Source organism: Amycolatopsis sp. lyj-108 (assembly GCF_046549005.1).
Taxonomy (GTDB): Bacteria; Actinomycetota; Actinomycetes; order Mycobacteriales; family Pseudonocardiaceae; genus Amycolatopsis.
This window is the reverse complement of the sequence record NZ_JAJPWQ010000006.1, coordinates 84,393-102,607: the sequence shown is the minus strand read 5'-3', so window position 1 is coordinate 102,607 and position 18,215 is coordinate 84,393. Positions and strand designations below refer to the sequence as shown.

Sequence of the window (18,215 nt, the reverse complement as noted above, 5' to 3'; positions counted from 1 at the left end):
TCAGGACGTTCGGGGCGCGGCCGTGGTCTCGGGCCCGCGCTTCGGCGTTCCCAATGTCGCATTCGAGACGCTGAGCGACCCAAATGCGACATCCGGAACCCTCTAGAGCGGCCTGTCCCCGAGTTGTCCACAGCCCGTTCCCCTTGTGGGCAACTTCGCCCTCCGGTCCCGTTTCCGCAGGTCCCGTCGCTGCCCTGCGATACGCTGGGCTGGGGACGCCCCCCGGGGAAGGGCGGGGGCTGGGGTACGGAGGGTGAGGATTATTCGCCTTCGATGACGTCGGGTTCGACGCCCAGGTAGCCCGCCACTTGTTCGACGAGGACGTCGTGGACGAGTTCCGCGAGTTCGGCGGGGTCTTTCGCGCGCGCTTCGAGGGGGCGGCGGTAGAGGACGATGCGGGCGCGCGTCGGGAGGCCGGCGCGGTCGACGCCGGCGGGCACGAGCCGCGACAGCGGGACGGCGCCGTCGTGCAACACGCCGTCCACTCCGGTCGGTGCGCCATCCGAGCGAACTTCGGGGACGTCGTCGACGGCGACGTCGAGCTTCGTCAGCTCGTGCCGCCACCGCGCTTCGATCGGTTCGAGCGCGTCCAAAACCAGCGCGTCGAACCTTTCCGCCCTGCTAGCGGCGGCGGGAAGGGTCGACGGATACAGCGCTCCGCGCAGGCCCCGGCCGTGCCGGTCCCGGCGCATCCGCCGTCGCTGTCGGGAATCACGAGCCGTCGCCACGAACCGAAGGGTACGCGCTCGGCGAATCAAAGCGCGTGTCGCCGGTACGCCCGGCCCGCGACGCGCTATCGTTCTCGATCGTGCGGAGCGTACGAAAGTGTTCGCGAACGGGTTGTCTCGAACCCGCTGTCGCCACGCTCACGTATGCCTACAGCGATTCGACAGCCGTCGTGGGGCCACTGGCCACCGCGAGCGAACCGCACTCCTATGACCTCTGCGAAGCCCACGCGCTCCGGTTGACCGTGCCCAAGGGCTGGGAAGTCGTCCGGCACGAAGGGGCCTTCGCCGCTCCAGACCCGTCCGCCGACGAGCTGACCGCGCTGGCCGAGGCCGTGCGTGAAGCGGGCCGTTCCGACAAGCCCGCGCCCGAGCCCGAACCCGAGGGCCCCTCCGGCAGGCGCGGCCACCTGCGCGTCCTGCCCGGCCGAGCCTGACGCGGGGGACCGCCGGTAGGCTTTCGAGCGCGCCAGAGGGCGTTGTAACGAGACTATTGGCGGGGAGCAGGCGTGCCAGACCTTTCGGGCATCGTGAAGGCCTACGACATTCGCGGCGTGGTCGGTGAGCAGCTGGACGCGGCACTCGTCCGCGACCTCGGATCGGCCTTCGCCCTGTTGATCAAGCCGGAGTCCGACTCCGTGGTGATCGGCCACGACATGCGCGACTCCTCGCCCGAGCTGTCCGCCGCCTTCTCCGACGGTGTGACGTCGCAGGGCCTCGACGTCGTGTCGATCGGCCTCGCCAGCACCGACCAGCTCTACTTCGCGTCCGGATCGCTCAACCTGCCGGGCGCCATGTTCACCGCCAGCCACAACCCCGCGAAGTACAACGGCATCAAGCTGTGCCGCTCCGGCGCCGCCCCGGTCGGGCAGGACTCCGGTCTCGCGGAGATCCGCGACACCGTCGAGCAGGGCGTACCCGCCTTCGTGGGCCAGCGCGGTTCGGTGACCGAAAAGGACGTCCTCGCGGATTACGCGGCGTACCTGCGCAATCTCGTCGACCTGTCCGGCAGCCGCCCGCTGAAGGTCGTCGTCGACGCAGGCAACGGCATGGGCGGCCACACCGTCCCGACGGTCTTCGCGGGCCTGCCCATCGAGGTCGTGCCGATGTACTTCGAGCTCGACGGCAACTTCCCGAACCACGAGGCCAACCCGCTCGACCCGAAGAACATCGTCGACCTCCAGGCGAAGGTGCGCGAAGAAGGCGCCGACGCGGGTCTCGCCTTCGACGGCGACGCGGACCGTTGCTTCGTCGTCGACGAGCGCGGCGAGCCGGTGTCGCCGAGCGCCATCACCGCGCTGGTCGCGATCCGGGAGCTGGAGAAGGAGCCGGGCGGCACCATCATCCACAACCTGATCACGTCGAAGGGTGTCCCGGAGATCGTCGCCGAGCACGGCGGCAAGCCGGTGCGCACCAGGGTCGGGCACTCGTTCATCAAGGCCGAGATGGCCAAGACCGGCGCGATCTTCGGCGGCGAGCACTCCGCCCACTACTACTTCCGCGACTTCTGGCGCGCCGACACCGGCATGCTGGCCGCGCTGCACGTCCTCGCCGCCCTCGGCGAGCAGACGGGCCCGCTGTCCGAGCTGACCGCGGAGTACTCGCGCTACGCGGCCTCCGGTGAGATCAACTCGACGGTCGACGACCAGGTCGCGCGCATGATGGCGGTCAAGGACGCGTTCGGTGCCCGTGACGGGGTCGAAATCGACGAACTGGACGGGCTCACCGTGCAGCTTCCCGGCGGCGGCTGGTTCAACCTTCGGCCGTCCAACACCGAGCCGCTGCTCCGCCTGAACGTCGAGGCCGCCGACGCCGAGGCCGTCCGGGCGCTGACCGAAGACGTATTGGCGATCGTCCGTGGGTAACGAATGTGTCCTGAAAACACACATCGAGACGTCCCACAGGTAGGGAGTAACCATGGCCGTCACGTTCGACGCACAGTTGCTGGAGATCCTGGCCTGCCCGTCCCCTGATCACGCGCCGCTGCGGCCGGGGACGACGGCCGACCCGGAGGCCGACGCGCTGACCTGCACCGAGTGCGGTCGGGTGTATCCGGTCCGTGATGGAATCCCGGTACTGTTGCTGGACGAAGCCACCGAGCCGACGACCCCGGATGGCGATCATGCCGACGGTCCCTGACGATTCCCTGCTCGACGATCCCGCGAGGCTGGCCGAGGCCGACACCGCGGGGCTTCTCCGTGCCGCCGCGATGGCAGGCGCCCAGGTCCGGGCGACAGCCGAAGCCGCGGCCGAACTCGAGCTGAGCGACCGGCTGGACGTCGGCCGCCCGCGCTCGTTCGTGCTGATCGACCGGCCGGGCGTCAGCCGGACGCTGACCCGGATGATCGCCGCGCTCCTCGCCCCGTCGTGCCCGGTGCCGGTGGTCGTCGCCGAGGTGGTGCCGAACTGGATCGGCGCGCTCGACGTCGTCTTCGCGCACACCGACGACGCCGGTGACCGCGAGCTGGCCGCGTCACTGGAACGTGCCGCCCGGTTCGGGGCGACGGTCGTGCTGTCAGCGCCTGCGGAAGGCCCGGTGGCCGCCGCCGTCGCGGGCAAGGGGTTGCTGCTCGCGCCGAGGATCCCGGTTCCGCCGGAGATGGCCTTCCCGCGCGGTCTCGCGGCCGCCCTGCTCACCGCGAACGCGCTCGGCCTGCTCGTGGCCGACCTGGAACAGCTCGCCGACCACCTCGACGCGGAAGCCGAAAAGGACTACCTGTCCAGGGATTCGTTCGCGAACCCGGCCAAGGCGATGGCGCTGAAGATGGCCGATAGGCAGCCGCTGCTGTGGGGGCTGGACCCGGTCGCCGTCGCCGTCGGCGAGTACGCGGCCCACGCGTTCGCCGCGCACGCCGCCGTCGTCTGTGACGCGGAGGACTACCGCCAGGCGCTGGCCAGGCCCGCCTTGCGACGGGCGGCGTTGTCCGGCGGCCGGGATCGCGATATCTTCGCGGACCCGGAGGAGGGGAACGGTTCGGCGCCGAGGGTGTTGCTCCTCTCGGTTCGGACGGGACCGGCCGCGGACGCGGCCCGTTATGAGGCGGAAGACCTGCTGCCCGGTGCGGATGTGATCGCCCCGGCCGAAGAGATCGAAACGGACGAGATCGTGCGTGCGGCCGTTCTCGCGCTGCGTTTCGAGCTGGCCGCGGTCTATCTGGGGCTGGCCGTCGGCAGCATCGGCGGCGCCGGGAGGTACACGCCCGCAACGGCGTGAGTCCCGAGCGCGACGTAAGCAATGAGGGCCGGCACCACCCGTGCCCGGCGAGGAGTTGAGGTGACAGTGGAGCTGCTGCGCAATGCCGTGCGGCCCTACGCGTGGGGATCGAGAACGACGATCCCCGAGCTGCTGGGGCGTCCGGTGCCGGCGCCGCATCCGGAGGCGGAGCTGTGGATGGGCGCCCACCCCGGTGACCCGTCCCACGTCATCGGCCCGGACGGCACCGAGCGGAGCCTGCTGGAACTCGTCGAAGCCGATCCGGTCGGCCAGCTCGGCACGAGCTGCGCCAACCGCTGGGGCGGCAGGCTGCCGTTCCTGCTGAAGATCCTCGCCGCGGAAGAGCCGCTTTCGATGCAGGCGCACCCGTCGGCCGCGCAGGCGGCGGAGGGGTACGCGCGCGAGGAGTCAGCGGGGATTCCGCGCGACGCCTCGAACCGCAACTACCCGGATCCGACGGCGAAACCGGAACTCGTCTGCGCGCTGACCGAATTCCACGCGCTGGCGGGCTTCCGTGATCCGGAACGCACGATGTCGCTGCTGAAGGCGATCGAAACGCCCGGGCTGGCGAAGTACGCGGTGCTGCTGGAGGCCCAGCCGGATCCGGCCGGGCTGCGCGCGCTGTTCACCACCTGGATCACGCTGCCGCAGGCCGCGCTCGACGAACTGCTGCCCGAGGTCCTCGATTCGTGTGTGAAACACGTCCAGGGACGCGGCGAGTTCGACGTCGAATGCCGGACCATCCTCGAACTCGGCGAAGCGCATCCGCGGGACGCGGGCGTGCTCGCGGCGCTGCTGCTCAACCGGCTCACCCTCAGCGCGGGCGAGGCGATCTACCTGCCCGCCGGCAATCTGCACCTGTACCTCCATGGCACCGCGGTCGAGATCCTGGCGAACTCGGACAACATCCTGCGCTGCGGACTGACCCCCAAGCACGTCGACGTGCCGGAGCTGCTCCGCGTCGTCGACTTCGCGTGCGGCGAGATGCCGGTTCAGAGCGGCGAGCGCGGCAGTGCCGATGGGCTCTCGGACCGGCGCCTGTCGGTGTACCGCACCGACGCGCCCGAGTTCGAGCTGTCGCGGATCGAATGGGAGGCCGGGGACGGCGGCGAGGTCGCCGTCCACGACGTCGGCCCGCAGATCCTGCTGTGCACCGCCGGTGGCCTGCAGGTCACGGCCGACGACGGCGAACAGGTCGAGCTCCGTCGCGGCCAGTCGGTCTGGCTCCCGGCCGCCGACCCCGCCGTCCGCGTGCGGCCGCTTTCCGCTGAGCGCACCCAGGTGTTCCGCGCCACCGCCGGTACCTGCTAGCCCCTCGACCCCCGCAATTCGGCACCTGGTTGCGGTCCTTGCACGCGCAAGGACCGCAACCAGGTGCCGAATTGCGGTCTCTTGGTTGCGGAGTCGCTTGGTCAAACTGTGTGCGTTCCGTGTGGCGGCTTCCGCGACTATCGCCCGAAGGGGTGACCCGGCGCTTGGCGTCGGCTCGTCCCGGATGTCGATAGCCAAGGAGCAGCAGTAGTGACTTCCCATCCCGACGCGGCGAGCGGACGCGCTTACCGGGTGCCGGTCTCCGCGCGCCCCACCGCTCTGCTCGCCGCGCTCGGACTCGCCGTCGTGACCGCGCTCGTCCCGGTCGTCGACCTGGTGCTTCCCTTGCCGAGCGGCCAGGACCTGGCCGGTTCGGCGCAGGCGCTGGCGGGATTCGCCGGCGACACGATCGAGTCGATCAAAGCCGCGGGCTCCGGCCTGCACGGCCTCGCCGCCGGCGCGGAGAGCAGGCTGAACCTCCCGCTGGTCGTGCTCGTCTCGCTCGGCGCGCAGGTCCTGCTCACCGCCGCGCTGGTGGTGACGGGCACCCAGCCCGTCCGCGTGATGCTGACCGTCGCCGGACTGATCAACGTGTTCGCGGTCGCGCGACTCGGGCCCGCCTCGGCGCCGGTGTGGGACGCCGCGGCCAACGGGGTGCTGGTGATCGCGCTGGCCTGGTTCTCCGCCGGACGGCGTGAACCACGGCTCGCCGCTCTGTGAATCCGAACTGATGGTGAGCTGGACTGATGGTGATTTCCGGGTGGTGCCCGTCTGAGGGGTCGGGCACCGCTCGGTCAGGCCGGGGCGGGTTCGGTGAGCGACAACAGCAACCGGACGAGGGTCGAAGCGTTGGCGTCGTGGGGGACTTCCAATCGCTTCGCCTCTTCGCCCGCCGCCTCGGCCGCTTTTGTTTCCCCGACGGCCTCGTACGCCCTGCGCAGCACGTGCAGGGTGAGGCCGGTCGCGGGTTTCCCGCCCATGGCACGGAATTCGTCGAGACAGCGGCGCAGCACGGGGATCGCGCGATCGGCCCGGCCGTCGCCGATCCAGCTCGCGGCGATCGCCCGCGTGCAGGAAAGCTCCCTCGGCCGTTCTTCGAGCGCTCCGGCCAGCCGCCGCGCGTTCTCGTAGGCCTTCACCGCGCCGTCACGCCGTCCGGCGCCCGCGAGGATCGCGCCCTGGGTGCGCAACGACTTCGCCAGTGCCGATTTCGCCGTCGTCCGCCGCAGGACCCGGACCGATTCCTCGATCGTCTCCAAGGCCTCCTCCGGGCGCCCGTCGAGCATCAGCGACCACGAAAGTCCTTGCAGGGCAACACCGAGCTGGCGCTCGTCACCGCTTTCGCGTGCCTGGGAGAGAATCCGGCGATCGATCTCCAACGCCTCGGAGATCTTGCCCAGTCTGTGCAGCGCGGCGGATTCCGCCCGCCTCGCGTGGGTTCCGGAATCCTCCACAGTGGACAGTTCGCGGGCCTGGGTCGCGGCGTGCAGCGATTCCCCGGCGCGGCCGAGCCCGACCAGGCTGTGCGCCAGATTGGTCTCCACCCACGCCTGCGTGGCCAGATCGCCCAGCTCCGCCAATTCCTTCGAACATTCGCGGTAACCCTCGACGGCGCGTTCGTACTCGCCGCGAACATGGAGCAACACCGCCAAATTCGCCTCGGCGATGACCACGATGTGCCGGTCGTCCGCCTCGCGGGCGGCGTCGCGCAACGTCTCGTACGCCGTCCGCATATCGGTGTAGTGGCTGTGCAAGTACAGGTACGCGCTCAGTCTTTCCAGTATTCGCAACGCTTTTCGCCGCCAGCCGACGGCGCACAGCGACGAGACGGCGGCGACCAGGTTGGCCCGCTCCACCGAGAACCAGGTGCCGGGATCACGCAGGAGCCGCTCGACCAGTTCGCCCGCCAGGGGTTGCACGGGGACGTCGTGATCCGACAACGGCATCGGCACCGTCCTCGGCAGGCGGCGGGCCGCCGTGTCAGCGAGGCACAACGCCGCGTCCGACACCTTCGCGACGGTGGCCACCCGCTCGGCGCGGGTCGCCAGTTCCCTGCCGAGTTCCGTGGCGAACACCCGCACCAGGTCGTGCACGCGGAACCGCTGCTCACCCGTCGGATCGAGACCGGTGGCTTCGAGCAGGCTGGCCTCGACGAGTTCGTCGATGGCCTCGTCCGAGCCTTCATCATCGATCAGGGCCGACACCGCCCACGCGGGCAGGTCGAGGGTGCGGCAGCGGCCGATCAACCGGAACGCGCGGCGCGCCGCCGGGCTCAGCGCCTGATAGCTCAACGCGATGCTGCCGCGCACCTGGAGGTCGCTGACCTGGAGCTCGTCGAGGCGCGAGACCTCGTCCTCCAGCTTCCCGGCGAGCTTCCCGAGCGGCAGCCCCGGCCGCATCGCGAGCCTGCTGCCGGCGATCCGCAGCGCCAGCGGGAGATTGCCGCAGGCCTTGGCGATGCGCTCCGCGTCCGCGGCTTCGGCGCCCACGCGGTCCGGCCCGGCCAGCCGTGCCAGCAGGGCCATCGCCTCGGCGCCGGACAGCGGTGCGAGGTGGAGGCGATCCGCCCCGGCGAGCCCGGAAAGCCGCCGCCTGCTGGTGATCAGGACGGCGCTGCCCGGCGTTCCCGGCAGCAGTGCGCGGACCTGATCGGGACTCGCGGCGTCGTCGAGCACCACGAGGACCCGCCGATCGGCGAGGCGGCCGCGGTACACCGCCGCCCTGGCGTCGACGTCGTCCGGGATGGCCGGGCCGGTGACGCCCAGCGCGCGCAACAGGTCGCCGAGGACGGTGGCCAGGTCGCGAGGGCTGGAGGCGCCGGCCAGCGGGACGAACAGCTGCCCGTCCGGGAAGGACCGGCGGAGCCTGTGCGCGGTGCTGACCGCGAGGGTGGACTTGCCCGCGCCGGGCTGGCCGGTGATCACCGCGACGGGGACCCCCGCGCCGTCGCCGAGCAGCCCGGAAAGTTTCGCGATCTCGTCCTCGCGGCCAGCCAGGTCCGCGATGTCCGGCGGCAGCTGGCAGATCGGGAAGACCGGCGCCGGCTTGGCCGAGGGCACCGGATCCTCACCGCGCAACACGGCGGCGTGCACGCGGCGGACCTCGGCGCCGGGCTCCACGCCGAGCTCCTCGACGAGGGTGGCACGCAGATCGCGGTGGACGGCCAGTGAATCGGCCTGCCGCCCGGCACGGTGCAACGCGATCATCAGCTGCGCGGCCAGCCGCTCGCGCAGGGGATGTTCGGTGATCATCGCCTGGAGTTCGCCGGTGAGCTCGCCGTGCCTGCCGTCGGACAGTTCGGCGTCGACACAGTCTTCGAAGGCGGCGAGCCGCTCCGACTCGAGCCGGGCGACGTCCGCGTCGAGCCGGGGGATGTGCAGCCCGGACAGGACCGGCCCGCGCCATTCCGCCAGCGCCCGGCGGTAGTGCCCGGCGGCCGTCGCCGGATCGCCCGCCCGCGCCGCCGCCTTCCCGGCTGCGGCGGCTTCGCGGAAGGACAGCAGATCGAGGTCGCCGGGCTCGACCACCAGCCGGTAGCCGTGTGGATCCCGCTCGATCTCCAGCCCCTCGAAACGGGCCCGCAGACGGGAGATGTACGTGTGCAGATTCGAGGAGTACGACTTCGGCGGCGTCTCCGGCCAGAGGGTCTCGACCAGGGCGTCGACCGGGACGGGCGAGTTCGCGTTCAGCAGCAGGACGGCCAGCAGGGCACGCTGATGATCGCCGCGCGGCGTCGTCCGCCGCCCGGATGGGCTCTCGATCGTCAACGGTCCGAGCACGCCGAAACGCGGCACGGGCACCTCCCAGGTCATGAGAGGGGCGACACTAGCGAGGGGGCCCGACAATTCTGTGACCTGTCCCGCCCGGCGCGTACGGGCTCATCTGCACTGCTAGCCTTCGAACCCGGCATATCGGGACACCATCCGGGGAGTTGCACGTGTCTGCAGGTGGCGGAACCAAGGCGATCATCGCCGCGCTAGTGGCGAACGCCGGAATCGCGATCGCGAAATTCACCGGCTTCCTCATCACGGGATCGTCCTCGATGCTCGCCGAGTCCGTGCACTCGCTCGCGGACACCTCGAACCAGGGCCTCCTGCTGCTGGGACAGAAGACCTCACAGCGCAAGGCGACGCGCACCCACCCGTTCGGCTTCGGGCGGGACCGGTACTTCTACTCGTTCATCGTCGCGCTGATGCTCTTCAGCCTCGGCTCGGTGTTCGCGCTGTACGAGGGCATCCACAAGATCTCGCACCCCGAAGGGCTGACCTCGCCGCTGGTGGCCGTCGGCATCCTCGTGGTGGCGATCGGGCTGGAGTGCTACTCCTTCTACACCGCGATCCAGGAGTCCAAGAAGATCAAGGGCGACGCGGGCTGGTGGGCGTTCATCCGCCAGGCCAAGACGCCCGAGCTGCCGGTGGTCCTGCTGGAGGACGCGGGCGCGCTGTTCGGCCTGGTGTTCGCGCTCGCCGGTGTCGGCCTCTCGGTCGTCACCGGGAACCCGGTGTGGGACGGCATCGGCACCGTCACGATCGGCGTGCTGCTCGGGATCATCGCGATCATCCTGATCATCGAGATGAAGAGCCTGCTGATCGGCGAAGGCGCCTCCGAGACCGACCTCGACGCGATCGTCGACGAACTCGCCGCCGGCAAGGTCGAGCGGGTCATCCACATCCGCACGCTGTACATCGGCCCGGACGAGATGCTGGTGGCCGCGAAGCTCGCGCTGGTACCCGGGCTGGACACCGCCGACATCGCGCAGGCCATCGACGACGCCGAAGCGCGTGTTCGCGCGAAGGTGCCGACGGCGAAGCTGATCTACCTGGAGCCGGACTTGGATCGCGCGCTGGCCTGAGGCTCGCACTGTCGCTTTCGCGCGCTTCGCGTGCCATGAAAGGTCCTTTCCTTGCAAAATTTGCTAGGAAAGGACCTTTCCTAGCATCGGGAGACGGAACTCGCGTGACTGGGAGACGGAACTCGCGTGATTGGAGACGGAACTCGCGTGATCCGGCTCCAGCCACGCGTGTGCCGTCCTGAGCAACTGTCCGTACACCGCCGATTACCGCCGCGACCTCCGGGTACTTCGTTGCTCTCCCACCGCGCTGCCGTCACCGCCGGGCGATAGGGTCCCTTGAACCGCAGTCAGGTGTAGGAGGTCAAGGGTGCCCGGAAACGGTCTGTGGCGTACGAAAACCATCGAGCAGTCCATCGCGGACACCGACGAGCCGGGGACGAAGCTCCGGCGGAACCTGAGCGCGTGGGATCTCACCGTCTTCGGTGTCGCCGTCGTCATCGGTGCCGGGATCTTCACCCTCACCGCGCGCACGGCCGGTGACTTCGCGGGGCCGTCGGTCTCGCTCGCGTTCGTGTTCGCGGCCATCGCCTGCGCGCTGGCCGCCCTCTGTTACGCGGAATTCGCGTCGACCGTCCCGGTGGCCGGGAGCGCGTACACGTTCTCCTACGCCACGTTCGGCGAGTTCATGGCGTGGATCATCGGCTGGGACCTCATCCTGGAGCTCGCCGTCGGCGCGGCCGCGGTGTCGAAGGGCTGGTCCGCCTACCTCGAAACCGTGCTCTCCTACATCTTCGGCAAGGGCACGAAGACGACGTTCGAGCTCGGCCCGATCCCGGTCGACTGGGGCGCCCTGCTCGTGGTGCTCGTACTGGCCACGCTGCTCGCCGTCGGCACGAAGCTGTCTTCGCGCTTCTCCATGGTGATCACCGCGATCAAGGTCGCGGTGGTGCTGTTCGTGATCGTGCTCGGCATCTTCTACATCAAGGGTTCGAACTACACCCCGTTCATCCCGGAGGCCCAGTCCGCCGCGGAGTCGGCGTCCACCGGGGTCGACCAGTCGCTGTTCTCGCTGTTCGCCGGTGGCGGCAGCAGTTCGTTCGGCGTCTTCGGCCTGCTGGCCGCGGCGTCGCTGGTGTTCTTCGCGTTCATCGGGTTCGACATCGTCGCGACCACCGCCGAGGAGACCCGAAACCCGCAGAAGGCCGTGCCCCGCGGCATTTTCGGCTCGCTCGCCATCGTCACGGTGCTGTACGTCGCCGTGTCGCTCGTGGTCGTCGGCATGGTGAACTACAAGGAACTCGCCACCTCGGCGGGTGACGGCGGCAAGAAGACGCTCGCGTCCGCGTTCGCGGTCAACGGCGTCGACTGGGCGGCCAACATCATCTCCGTCGGCGCCCTCGCCGGTCTGACGACCGTCGTCATGGTGCTGATGCTCGGCCAGATCCGGATCATCTTCGCGATGTCGCGTGACGGCCTGATGCCGCGCAGCCTCGCGAAGACCGGGGAGAACGGCACGCCGAAGCGGGCGACCATCGTCGTCGGCGGGCTGGTCGCGGTCGCGGCGACGTTCTTCCCGGCGGACAAACTCGAGGAAATGGTCAACGTCGGGACGCTGTTCGCTTTCGTTCTGGTCTCCGCGGGCGTGCTGGTGCTGCGCAAGACCCGGCCCGATCTGCCCCGCGCCTTCCGGGTGCCGTTGGTTCCGCTGATCCCGATCCTGGCGATCGTCGCCTGTCTCTGGCTGATGCTGAACCTGACCGTGCTCACGTGGCTGCGGTTCCTGGCCTGGATGGCGCTGGGCGTCGTCATCTACTTCGCCTACAGCCGTCGCAACTCGCTGCTCGGCAAGCAGAACAAGGACGAGGTCCCGACGTCCGTTCCGGACTGATCTTTCTCGTTTCGACGGCCCACCATTCCTTTGTGGATGGTGGGCCGTTTTGTCGGGGGCCCCGGTTTCGGTGTGAAATCGGTGTGCGATAGCGTCCGGTCTCTGCTTCCCCCTGACGGGTGAACGGGACTCGTGCAGACCTACCGCGAGTCGACCTTCATCCCTCCAAAGAGGCGCCACGCTTTGCTCGTTTGTCCCCCGATCGGTACAGGAGAGCTCTGAATGCAGATCAAGTCCAGACGGCGCGTCCGCTCCGCCGTCACCGTCGTCGCCTTCGCCACCGCAGCCCTGCTGGGCACCGCGGGCACCGCCCTCGCGACCCGCAGCGACGACCGCGCCACCCAGGTCGTGGCTGAGAACGCCACCACCTGCGAGGGTGCCAAGCTGCCCGGCAAGGTCCTGCCCACTTCGGACCTGACCTTCACCGGCGGCACGCAGAAGGACATCCACCTCAACATCACCGAGGTCGCCAAGGGTGTCACCGTCACGGCGATCGTGGTCAAGGGCGGCCACGGCTACAACGTCTACGTTCCCGGGGAGAAGGGGCTGCCCGAGAACCCGCCGTGGACGCAGCTGCGTTCGCCGCTGAACAAGGGCGACCAGCAGGCGCAGATCAGCCACTGGTTCGTCTGCGGCGAGAAGAAGACGCCGCCGACCGAGCAGCCGAAGCCGACCGAGCCGACGAAGACCTCGACGGCCAAGCCGCCGACTTCGGCGCCGACCACCACGGACAAGCCGACCCAGACGTCCGAAGCCCCGACCAGCACCACCGCTCCGGCCCCCGCGGTCGACGGCAACGGCGGCAACGGTGGCGGCCTCGCGGACACCGGTTTCGACAACGCCTGGCTGCTGTGGGCCGGTGGCCTGCTGGTGCTGGCCGGTGCCGGCGTCCTGGTTCTGCTGCGCGTGCGTCGCAAGGCCGACTGAAACTAGCTAGCTGAAGGGCCCCTTCACCGCATGCGATGCGGTGAAGGGGCCCTTCGATGCGTCTGATGCGGGGAAAGTCCCCTTCAGCTCCCGCGTCAGCGCATTTGCGGGAAGTCCCCGAACAGCGATCCCTGCTCGCCCCAAGGGTTCGTGGGGCGGGGGCGGCCGAGACCGGCGGCCATCGCGACGGCGTTGTCCCATTCGGCGTCGACGACGTAATCCGTGTGCTTGAGGACGCCGGGCGCCCAGCGATGCCGTCCGGTCGGCCCGCGCATCGGGTCGGGCAGCCAGTGGTCGCCGCCGAGCACCAGGACGCCCTGCTCGTCGGCCTCGGCGGCCAGTGGCCCCGTCCCGCCGCCAGGCAGGTAGCCGTCGCCCAGCAGTTTCCCGGACACCACGCGATGCCGCCACGTCGTGACGCCGCCGCCGAAGATGTCGGTGCCGCGGCACAGTGCCCGCCAGCGGCCGTCGAGATCCTCGTACAACCCGGCGAGCTGCTCCTGTGGCAGCATCGCGGGGAAAGCGCGCTGATAACCCCATTGCAGGGGTGAGCCCGCGGTCAGCAGTCCGACGCGGTCGCGGTCCTCCGGCGGCAGATCGGCGATCACCCGCGCCGCGGCGAGCACGGTCAGCAGGCTGCCGAGGTTGTATCCGGACAGCACGACACGCGTGCCCGGCTCGGCCAGATGCTCCTTGACCCGGTCCGCGAGTTCCGGGACGACTCTGAGCGCGTAACTCGGCGGCACGGTCGGATGGGCGGCACGCGGCCAGAAGCACACGAGATCCGCCAGCGCGCCGAGGTGACGGCTGCGCTTGGGGGTGGTCGCGGCGGCGAACACGACGCGCAACAGCCCGGCCGCCATCGCGCCCAGCGCGAACACGCCGATCGCCGAAATCGGCTTGAACCAGTCGGGCAGCGGGCCGAAACCGAAGCGCAGCACCAGGAGCGCGCCGCCGCCCGCCGCCATCGCCAGCGCGACGGTGAGCGCGAGATGGTGCAGATGCTTGCGTTCCCACGAAGCGCGGGCCCACGCCGTCGCGGCTTCCTCTTCCTGCGCCTTGTCGATCTCCATCAGCGCGACGATCTTCGGGATGCCGCGGCGTAGCCGGCGCAGCGGGACGGCCACCGCGAAGCCCAGCACGCCGAGCACGACGGCGAGCGCGAGCCCGGCGCCCCACAGCACCGTCACCAGGGAGTAGGTGTCGGGCAGCCGGAGATCGGTCGCGCCGACCAGTTGCCGCAGCGCGACCGCGAGCCCGGCGCCGAAACCGCCGCCGAGCAGGCCTGCCAGCGCGACCACCGGCGCCGCCGCCCAGCCACCGAGCCAAGGCCGCAGCCGGTGCGGCAGATGTTTCCAGGCCGACCGGCCGAGCAGCGCCGCCGGGGCGAGCACCAGCGCGAACAGCAAGGTCACCGCGACCATGGCCGCGCCAAGCGCCTCGACCGTCCCGTCCGCTCCGCCGAGCCCGCCGCCCGGCAGACCCGCGGGCAACGGCGTCCGGCGTACGACGGCGATCCCGACCAGGACGACGGCGACCGCGATCACCCCGCCCCGGATCACCGGTCCGGCGGAGAACCCGACCGTCGAGGCCACCAGCGCGGCGAGGACGAGCGCCAGCGCGCAGATCCAGACGATCAGGTCGAACGTCACCGTCGGCAGCCGGAACGGCCCGCCGAGCAACGGAAGCGCGACACAGGTCAAGGCGGCGACGGTGTGCAGCGTGCGCAGGCCCGGCGTCCGCGGCAGGTCCTGCGGTTGCAGCGGACTCGAACTGTGGGCGCGATGCCGCTTGTTCCGTGACCGCCAGTCCGACGACGGGATCCGGTCGAGCACGAAGATCAGCACCAGCAGCGGGACCACCCCGATCGCGGTCCGCAGCGGCGCGAAGTCCCGCAGGAACGACGGCGCCCCTTCGAGGCAGGACGAACCCGGGGCGAGGCATTGCGCGGCGAACAGGTCGAGCGAGACCACCGCGAGCTGGCTGATCAGCAACATCGTCAGCAGCAGCGAAGCCACCCGCAACAGTCCTCGGCAAACCGCGCCGAGCAGTGCCGCGGACCGCTTGCCCTCCGGGACCGGCGGCAGCATCCAATGCGCGACGTTCGCCAGCGAGAACGGGAACAGCAGCGCCCACGTCGCCTTCGCCGCGCCGCCAGAGGTCATCCCGCTCCACAGGTAGCCTTCGAGGATGCGCGGGATCGAACGGCCGAGCGCGGGCAGCACCGGCCCGGGAGCGGGACGGCGCAGCCGGTCCGACGGCCGGATCAGCCTGCCGATGCCGTCGCCCGCGACGTCGACGACAGACGTCGAATCCAGCAGGCTTTCACCGCTCGTGCCCACTAGCCCGGGTACGCGTATTTCGACGACGCGGGTATCGGGACCCGGCATGACCACGGTGAAGGCCTCCAAACCGTTCAGTGGGGACTGAGCCGACAACGGTACTGTTCCGATGTCATCCAACCTTGGAGGAAGCGCGCATATGACCCCCGAAAGCGTTGCCAAGCGGCACGACACCCGCAACGGCATCGAGTTCGCCGTCGCCGATCTCGAGGCCGCCGAGTTCGGCCGCAAGGAGATCCGCCTCGCCGAACACGAGATGCCGGGCCTGATGGCGTTGCGCCGCGAATACGCCGAGGTGTATCCCTTGCGGGGAGCCCGGGTTTCGGGCTCGCTGCACATGACGGTACAGACCGCGGTCCTGATCGAAACCCTCGTCGCGCTGGGTGCCGAGGTGCGCTGGGCCTCCTGCAACATCTTCTCGACCCAGGACCACGCGGCCGCGGCGATCGTCGTCGGCCCGCACGGCACGCCCGAGGAGCCCAAGGGCGTTCCGGTGTTCGCCTGGAAGGGCGAGTCGCTGGAGGAGTACTGGTGGTGCACCGAGCGGATGCTCACCTGGGACGACAGCGGTGAGATCGGCCCGAACATGATCCTCGACGACGGCGGCGACGCCACCATGCTGGTGCACAAGGGAACCGAGTTCGAGAAGGCAGGCGTCGTCCCCGCGCCGGACGAGAACACCTCGGACGAGTTCCGCGTGTTCCTGCAGCTGCTGAGTGCTTCGGTCGCCGCCGACACCGGCAAGTGGACCAAGATCGGCGAAGGCATCCGCGGCGTCACCGAGGAGACCACCACCGGTGTGCTGCGGCTCTACCAGCTCGCCGCGGCCGGTGAACTGCTGTTCCCGGCGATCAACGTGAACGACGCGGTGACCAAGTCGAAGTTCGACAACCGCTACGGCATCCGGCATTCGCTGATCGACGGCATCAACCGCGGCACCGACGTCCTCATCGGCGGCAAGGTCGCGGTCGTCTGCGGTTACGGCGACGTCGGCAAGGGCGCCGCGGAATCGCTGCGCGGCCAGGGCGCGCGGGTGATCATCACCGAGATCGACCCGATCTGCGCGCTGCAGGCGGCGATGGACGGCTACCAGGTCAAGAAGCTGGAGAACGTCCTCGGCGAGGCCGACATCATCATCACGACCACCGGCAACAAGGACGTCGTGCTCGTCGAGCACATGGCGCGGATGAAGCACCAGGCGATCCTGGGCAACATCGGCCACTTCGACAACGAGCTCGACATGGCGGGCCTCCAGCGCTACCCGGGCATCCGGCGGATCAACATCAAGCCGCAGGTCGACGAGTGGGTCTTCCCTGATGGCAAGAGCATCCTGGTGCTGTCCGAGGGTCGCCTGCTGAACCTGGGCAACGCGACCGGGCACCCGTCGTTCGTGATGTCGAACAGCTTCTCCAACCAGGTGATCGCGCAGATCGAGCTGTTCACCAAGTACGAGGAGTACGACAAGGAGGTCTTCCGCCTCCCCAAGAAGCTCGACGAGAAGGTCGCGAAGATCCACCTCGACGCGCTCGGCGGTGAGCTCACGAAGCTGACCAAGGAGCAGGCGGAGTACATCGACGTGGACGTCGAAGGCCCGTTCAAGACCGACCACTACCGGTACTGACGGCCGCGGGTCCGTGAAGGGAGCTTTCCCCGCATCGTGCGCGCGGAAAGTCCCCTTCGCGTCGTGCGGCGCAGGCGACCGGCTCGCTCACGACCACTACCGGTACCGAGCGCTGCAATGAAAGGTCCTTTCCTTGCAAAATTTGCAAGGAAAGGACCTTTCATGGCACGCGCTAGCGCCACTCGACCTCGATGCCGGCCAGCCCCGGCCCGGCGTCGCTGAAGAAACCACTGGTCACACCGCCCATGTCGAGCGGCAGCTCTTCGGACTCGACGGGCACGGCGTCGTCGCGGGTCCGGAACTGCCGCGTGCAGCGGGCGGGCAGCGCGCCGAGCGCGAACTTGAGCTGCACCAGATAGCTCGAGCACTGGTCCCGCAGCATCCGGAAGTAGCCGGGCGACGCGGTGCCGGAATCGTCGCGGACCTCGAAGCAGAACACGTGGATCTCGCCCTCGGCGAGCTTCCGGTCGAAGAGCAGTTCGGTGGCCATCGTCTCGGCCTCGGCGTTGCGCCGGATCCGGCCGACGCGGCAGCCCTCGGCGGTGATCAGCTCGACGTCGCCGATGTTGCAGCCGGGGTCGCCGTTGTAGACGGTGACGTACCGGTCAGGGCCGTGCCGCCGTGCCCGGCACACCAGCCGCGTCTGGAGGCCGACCTGCCGGTGCGCGGCGTCGAAGGTGATCGTGTCGTGCACCGCGAGCATCTCGAGGTCGGCGTTGTAGCGGTTGGACGACGGGTACGCGCCCAGTTCGGCCAGCAGCTGGTCGACGATCGAGCCCATGTCGCCGGACCGGATGTCGTGGAAGGACGCGGCCATCTGATGCCCGCGTGCCCGCGTGGTCCGTGGCCCGATCAATACGACGAGCGCGTCCGGGGGTAGTTGCAGCACCGATTCCAGCGCACGCACGGCCGGGAGCGCCTTGGGTACCTCCGGCTGGCGCAATCCGCGCTGCCAGTAGCTCAACGTCGACTGTCCGATTTGGACACCGCGGAGCCCGAGGTGGGCCCGGAGCCGGGCGAGGGACAGCCCCCGGTAGGCGATCGCCTGCCGCAGGGCGTGGTGGAACTCGCCGCTGCGGAGGGCCTCGACGAGCTCCTTGGGCAGGGCTTCGAGCGATTGACGGCGCGTGCCGTCGATGATCGTCGGGGTGTCGGCCCTGGTCGAGGCATGCTCTCCCGCCGAGAACGCATCGACACCGTCTCGTGTCACCGCTCGTCCCTTCACCAGACCAGTGTGTGCGCTGAGCGTGAACACCGCGGAACGTTCACGTTAGCAGCGCACTGTGAACACTACGTCCCCCGTTCGGGGTGGTTGACCCCGGAAGAGTGACCGTTCCGGGGTGTGGAAACGCCCCGGAACGGTCCGTTCCGCCGAGTGCCCATCTTGCTCTGCGT

The 18,215-nt window shown here is 69.6% G+C and carries 14 protein-coding genes; 10 read left to right on the top strand and 4 right to left on the bottom strand.

Going from position 1 to position 18,215, the window contains the following annotated elements; translation table 11 throughout:
• Positions 1–260: 260 nt before the first annotated feature.
• On the bottom strand, positions 261–692 hold the full coding sequence (locus ACLJO0_RS22490) for a metallopeptidase family protein (RefSeq protein WP_125792884.1): 432 nt from the start codon (positions 690–692) through the stop codon (positions 261–263).
• A gap of 116 nt (positions 693–808) precedes the next feature.
• On the opposite strand from ACLJO0_RS22490, the gene ACLJO0_RS22485 reads away from it, so the two are divergent.
• The 6 genes from ACLJO0_RS22485 (at position 809) to ACLJO0_RS22460 (ending at position 5,970) form a co-directional block, all read left to right on the top strand.
• Positions 809–1,162, top strand: a complete 354-nt coding sequence (locus ACLJO0_RS22485) for a DUF3499 domain-containing protein (RefSeq protein WP_073848429.1) — start codon at positions 809–811, stop codon at positions 1,160–1,162.
• Positions 1,163–1,234: 72 nt separating this feature from the next.
• On the top strand, positions 1,235–2,590 hold the full coding sequence (locus ACLJO0_RS22480) for a phosphomannomutase/phosphoglucomutase (RefSeq protein ID WP_410580398.1): 1,356 nt from the start codon (positions 1,235–1,237) through the stop codon (positions 2,588–2,590).
• 52 nt (positions 2,591–2,642) lie between these two features.
• The gene (locus tag ACLJO0_RS22475; protein ID WP_125673982.1) at positions 2,643–2,864 is read left to right on the top strand and encodes a Trm112 family protein; all 222 of its coding nucleotides are present in this window, start codon (positions 2,643–2,645) and stop codon (positions 2,862–2,864) included.
• A complete protein-coding gene (locus tag ACLJO0_RS22470) occupies positions 2,848–3,939 on the top strand; it encodes a hypothetical protein (protein WP_410580397.1) in 1,092 nt (363 codons plus the stop codon). Before ACLJO0_RS22475 ends, ACLJO0_RS22470 begins: the two co-directional genes overlap by 17 nt.
• A 66-nt stretch (positions 3,940–4,005) precedes the next feature.
• Positions 4,006–5,250 (top strand): mannose-6-phosphate isomerase, class I, encoded by a 1,245-nt coding sequence (gene manA / locus ACLJO0_RS22465; protein WP_410580710.1) that lies wholly within the window; start codon positions 4,006–4,008, stop codon positions 5,248–5,250.
• A 210-nt stretch (positions 5,251–5,460) separates the two neighbouring features.
• Complete coding sequence (locus tag ACLJO0_RS22460; protein ID WP_410580396.1) at positions 5,461–5,970, top strand: hypothetical protein; 510 nt, start codon at positions 5,461–5,463, stop codon at positions 5,968–5,970.
• A gap of 74 nt (positions 5,971–6,044) precedes the next feature.
• On the opposite strand, the gene ACLJO0_RS22455 is transcribed toward ACLJO0_RS22460, so the two are convergent.
• Complete coding sequence (locus ACLJO0_RS22455) at positions 6,045–9,044, bottom strand: BTAD domain-containing putative transcriptional regulator (protein ID WP_410580709.1); 3,000 nt, start codon at positions 9,042–9,044, stop codon at positions 6,045–6,047.
• A 143-nt stretch (positions 9,045–9,187) separates the two neighbouring features.
• Here ACLJO0_RS22455 and ACLJO0_RS22450 point away from each other — a divergent pair, with 143 nt between their 5' ends.
• From ACLJO0_RS22450 to ACLJO0_RS22440, 3 genes are all read left to right on the top strand, one after another.
• The gene (locus ACLJO0_RS22450; protein ID WP_410580395.1) at positions 9,188–10,102 is read left to right on the top strand and encodes a cation diffusion facilitator family transporter; all 915 of its coding nucleotides are present in this window, start codon (positions 9,188–9,190) and stop codon (positions 10,100–10,102) included.
• 307 nt (positions 10,103–10,409) lie between these two features.
• On the top strand, positions 10,410–11,930 hold the full coding sequence (locus ACLJO0_RS22445) for an amino acid permease (RefSeq protein ID WP_410580394.1): 1,521 nt from the start codon (positions 10,410–10,412) through the stop codon (positions 11,928–11,930).
• Between the two features lie 222 nt (positions 11,931–12,152).
• Positions 12,153–12,857, top strand: a complete 705-nt coding sequence (locus ACLJO0_RS22440) for an LPXTG cell wall anchor domain-containing protein (RefSeq protein ID WP_410580393.1) — start codon at positions 12,153–12,155, stop codon at positions 12,855–12,857.
• 95 nt (positions 12,858–12,952) lie between these two features.
• Here the strand turns inward: ACLJO0_RS22440 and ACLJO0_RS22435 are convergent, their stop codons facing one another.
• A complete protein-coding gene (locus ACLJO0_RS22435) occupies positions 12,953–15,247 on the bottom strand; it encodes a hypothetical protein (RefSeq protein WP_410580392.1) in 2,295 nt (764 codons plus the stop codon).
• Positions 15,248–15,338: 91 nt separating this feature from the next.
• Between ACLJO0_RS22435 and ahcY the strand changes: the two genes are divergently transcribed.
• Entirely contained in the window at positions 15,339–16,820 is a 1,482-nt protein-coding gene (ahcY, locus tag ACLJO0_RS22430) for an adenosylhomocysteinase (protein ID WP_410580391.1), read from the top strand.
• A 172-nt stretch (positions 16,821–16,992) separates the two neighbouring features.
• On the opposite strand, the gene ACLJO0_RS22425 is transcribed toward ahcY, so the two are convergent.
• Positions 16,993–18,030: a hypothetical protein gene (locus ACLJO0_RS22425; RefSeq protein ID WP_125791949.1), complete on the bottom strand. Its 1,038-nt coding sequence runs from the start codon at positions 18,028–18,030 to the stop codon at positions 16,993–16,995.
• Between the last annotated feature and the right edge of the window lie 185 nt (positions 18,031–18,215).

Excerpts from the sequence above, each read along its gene's own strand:
- ACLJO0_RS22490 (WP_125792884.1), bottom strand. The coding sequence starts at position 692 with ATGCGCCGGGACCGGCACGGCCGGGGCCTGCGCGGAGCGCTGTATCCG.
- ACLJO0_RS22475 (WP_125673982.1), top strand. The coding sequence starts at position 2,643 with ATGGCCGTCACGTTCGACGCACAGTTGCTGGAGATCCTGGCCTGCCCG.
- ACLJO0_RS22470 (WP_410580397.1), top strand. The coding sequence starts at position 2,848 with ATGCCGACGGTCCCTGACGATTCCCTGCTCGACGATCCCGCGAGGCTG.
- ACLJO0_RS22440 (WP_410580393.1), top strand. The coding sequence starts at position 12,153 with ATGCAGATCAAGTCCAGACGGCGCGTCCGCTCCGCCGTCACCGTCGTC.
- ACLJO0_RS22435 (WP_410580392.1), bottom strand. The coding sequence starts at position 15,247 with ATGCCGGGTCCCGATACCCGCGTCGTCGAAATACGCGTACCCGGGCTA.
- ahcY (WP_410580391.1), top strand. The coding sequence starts at position 15,339 with ATGACCCCCGAAAGCGTTGCCAAGCGGCACGACACCCGCAACGGCATC.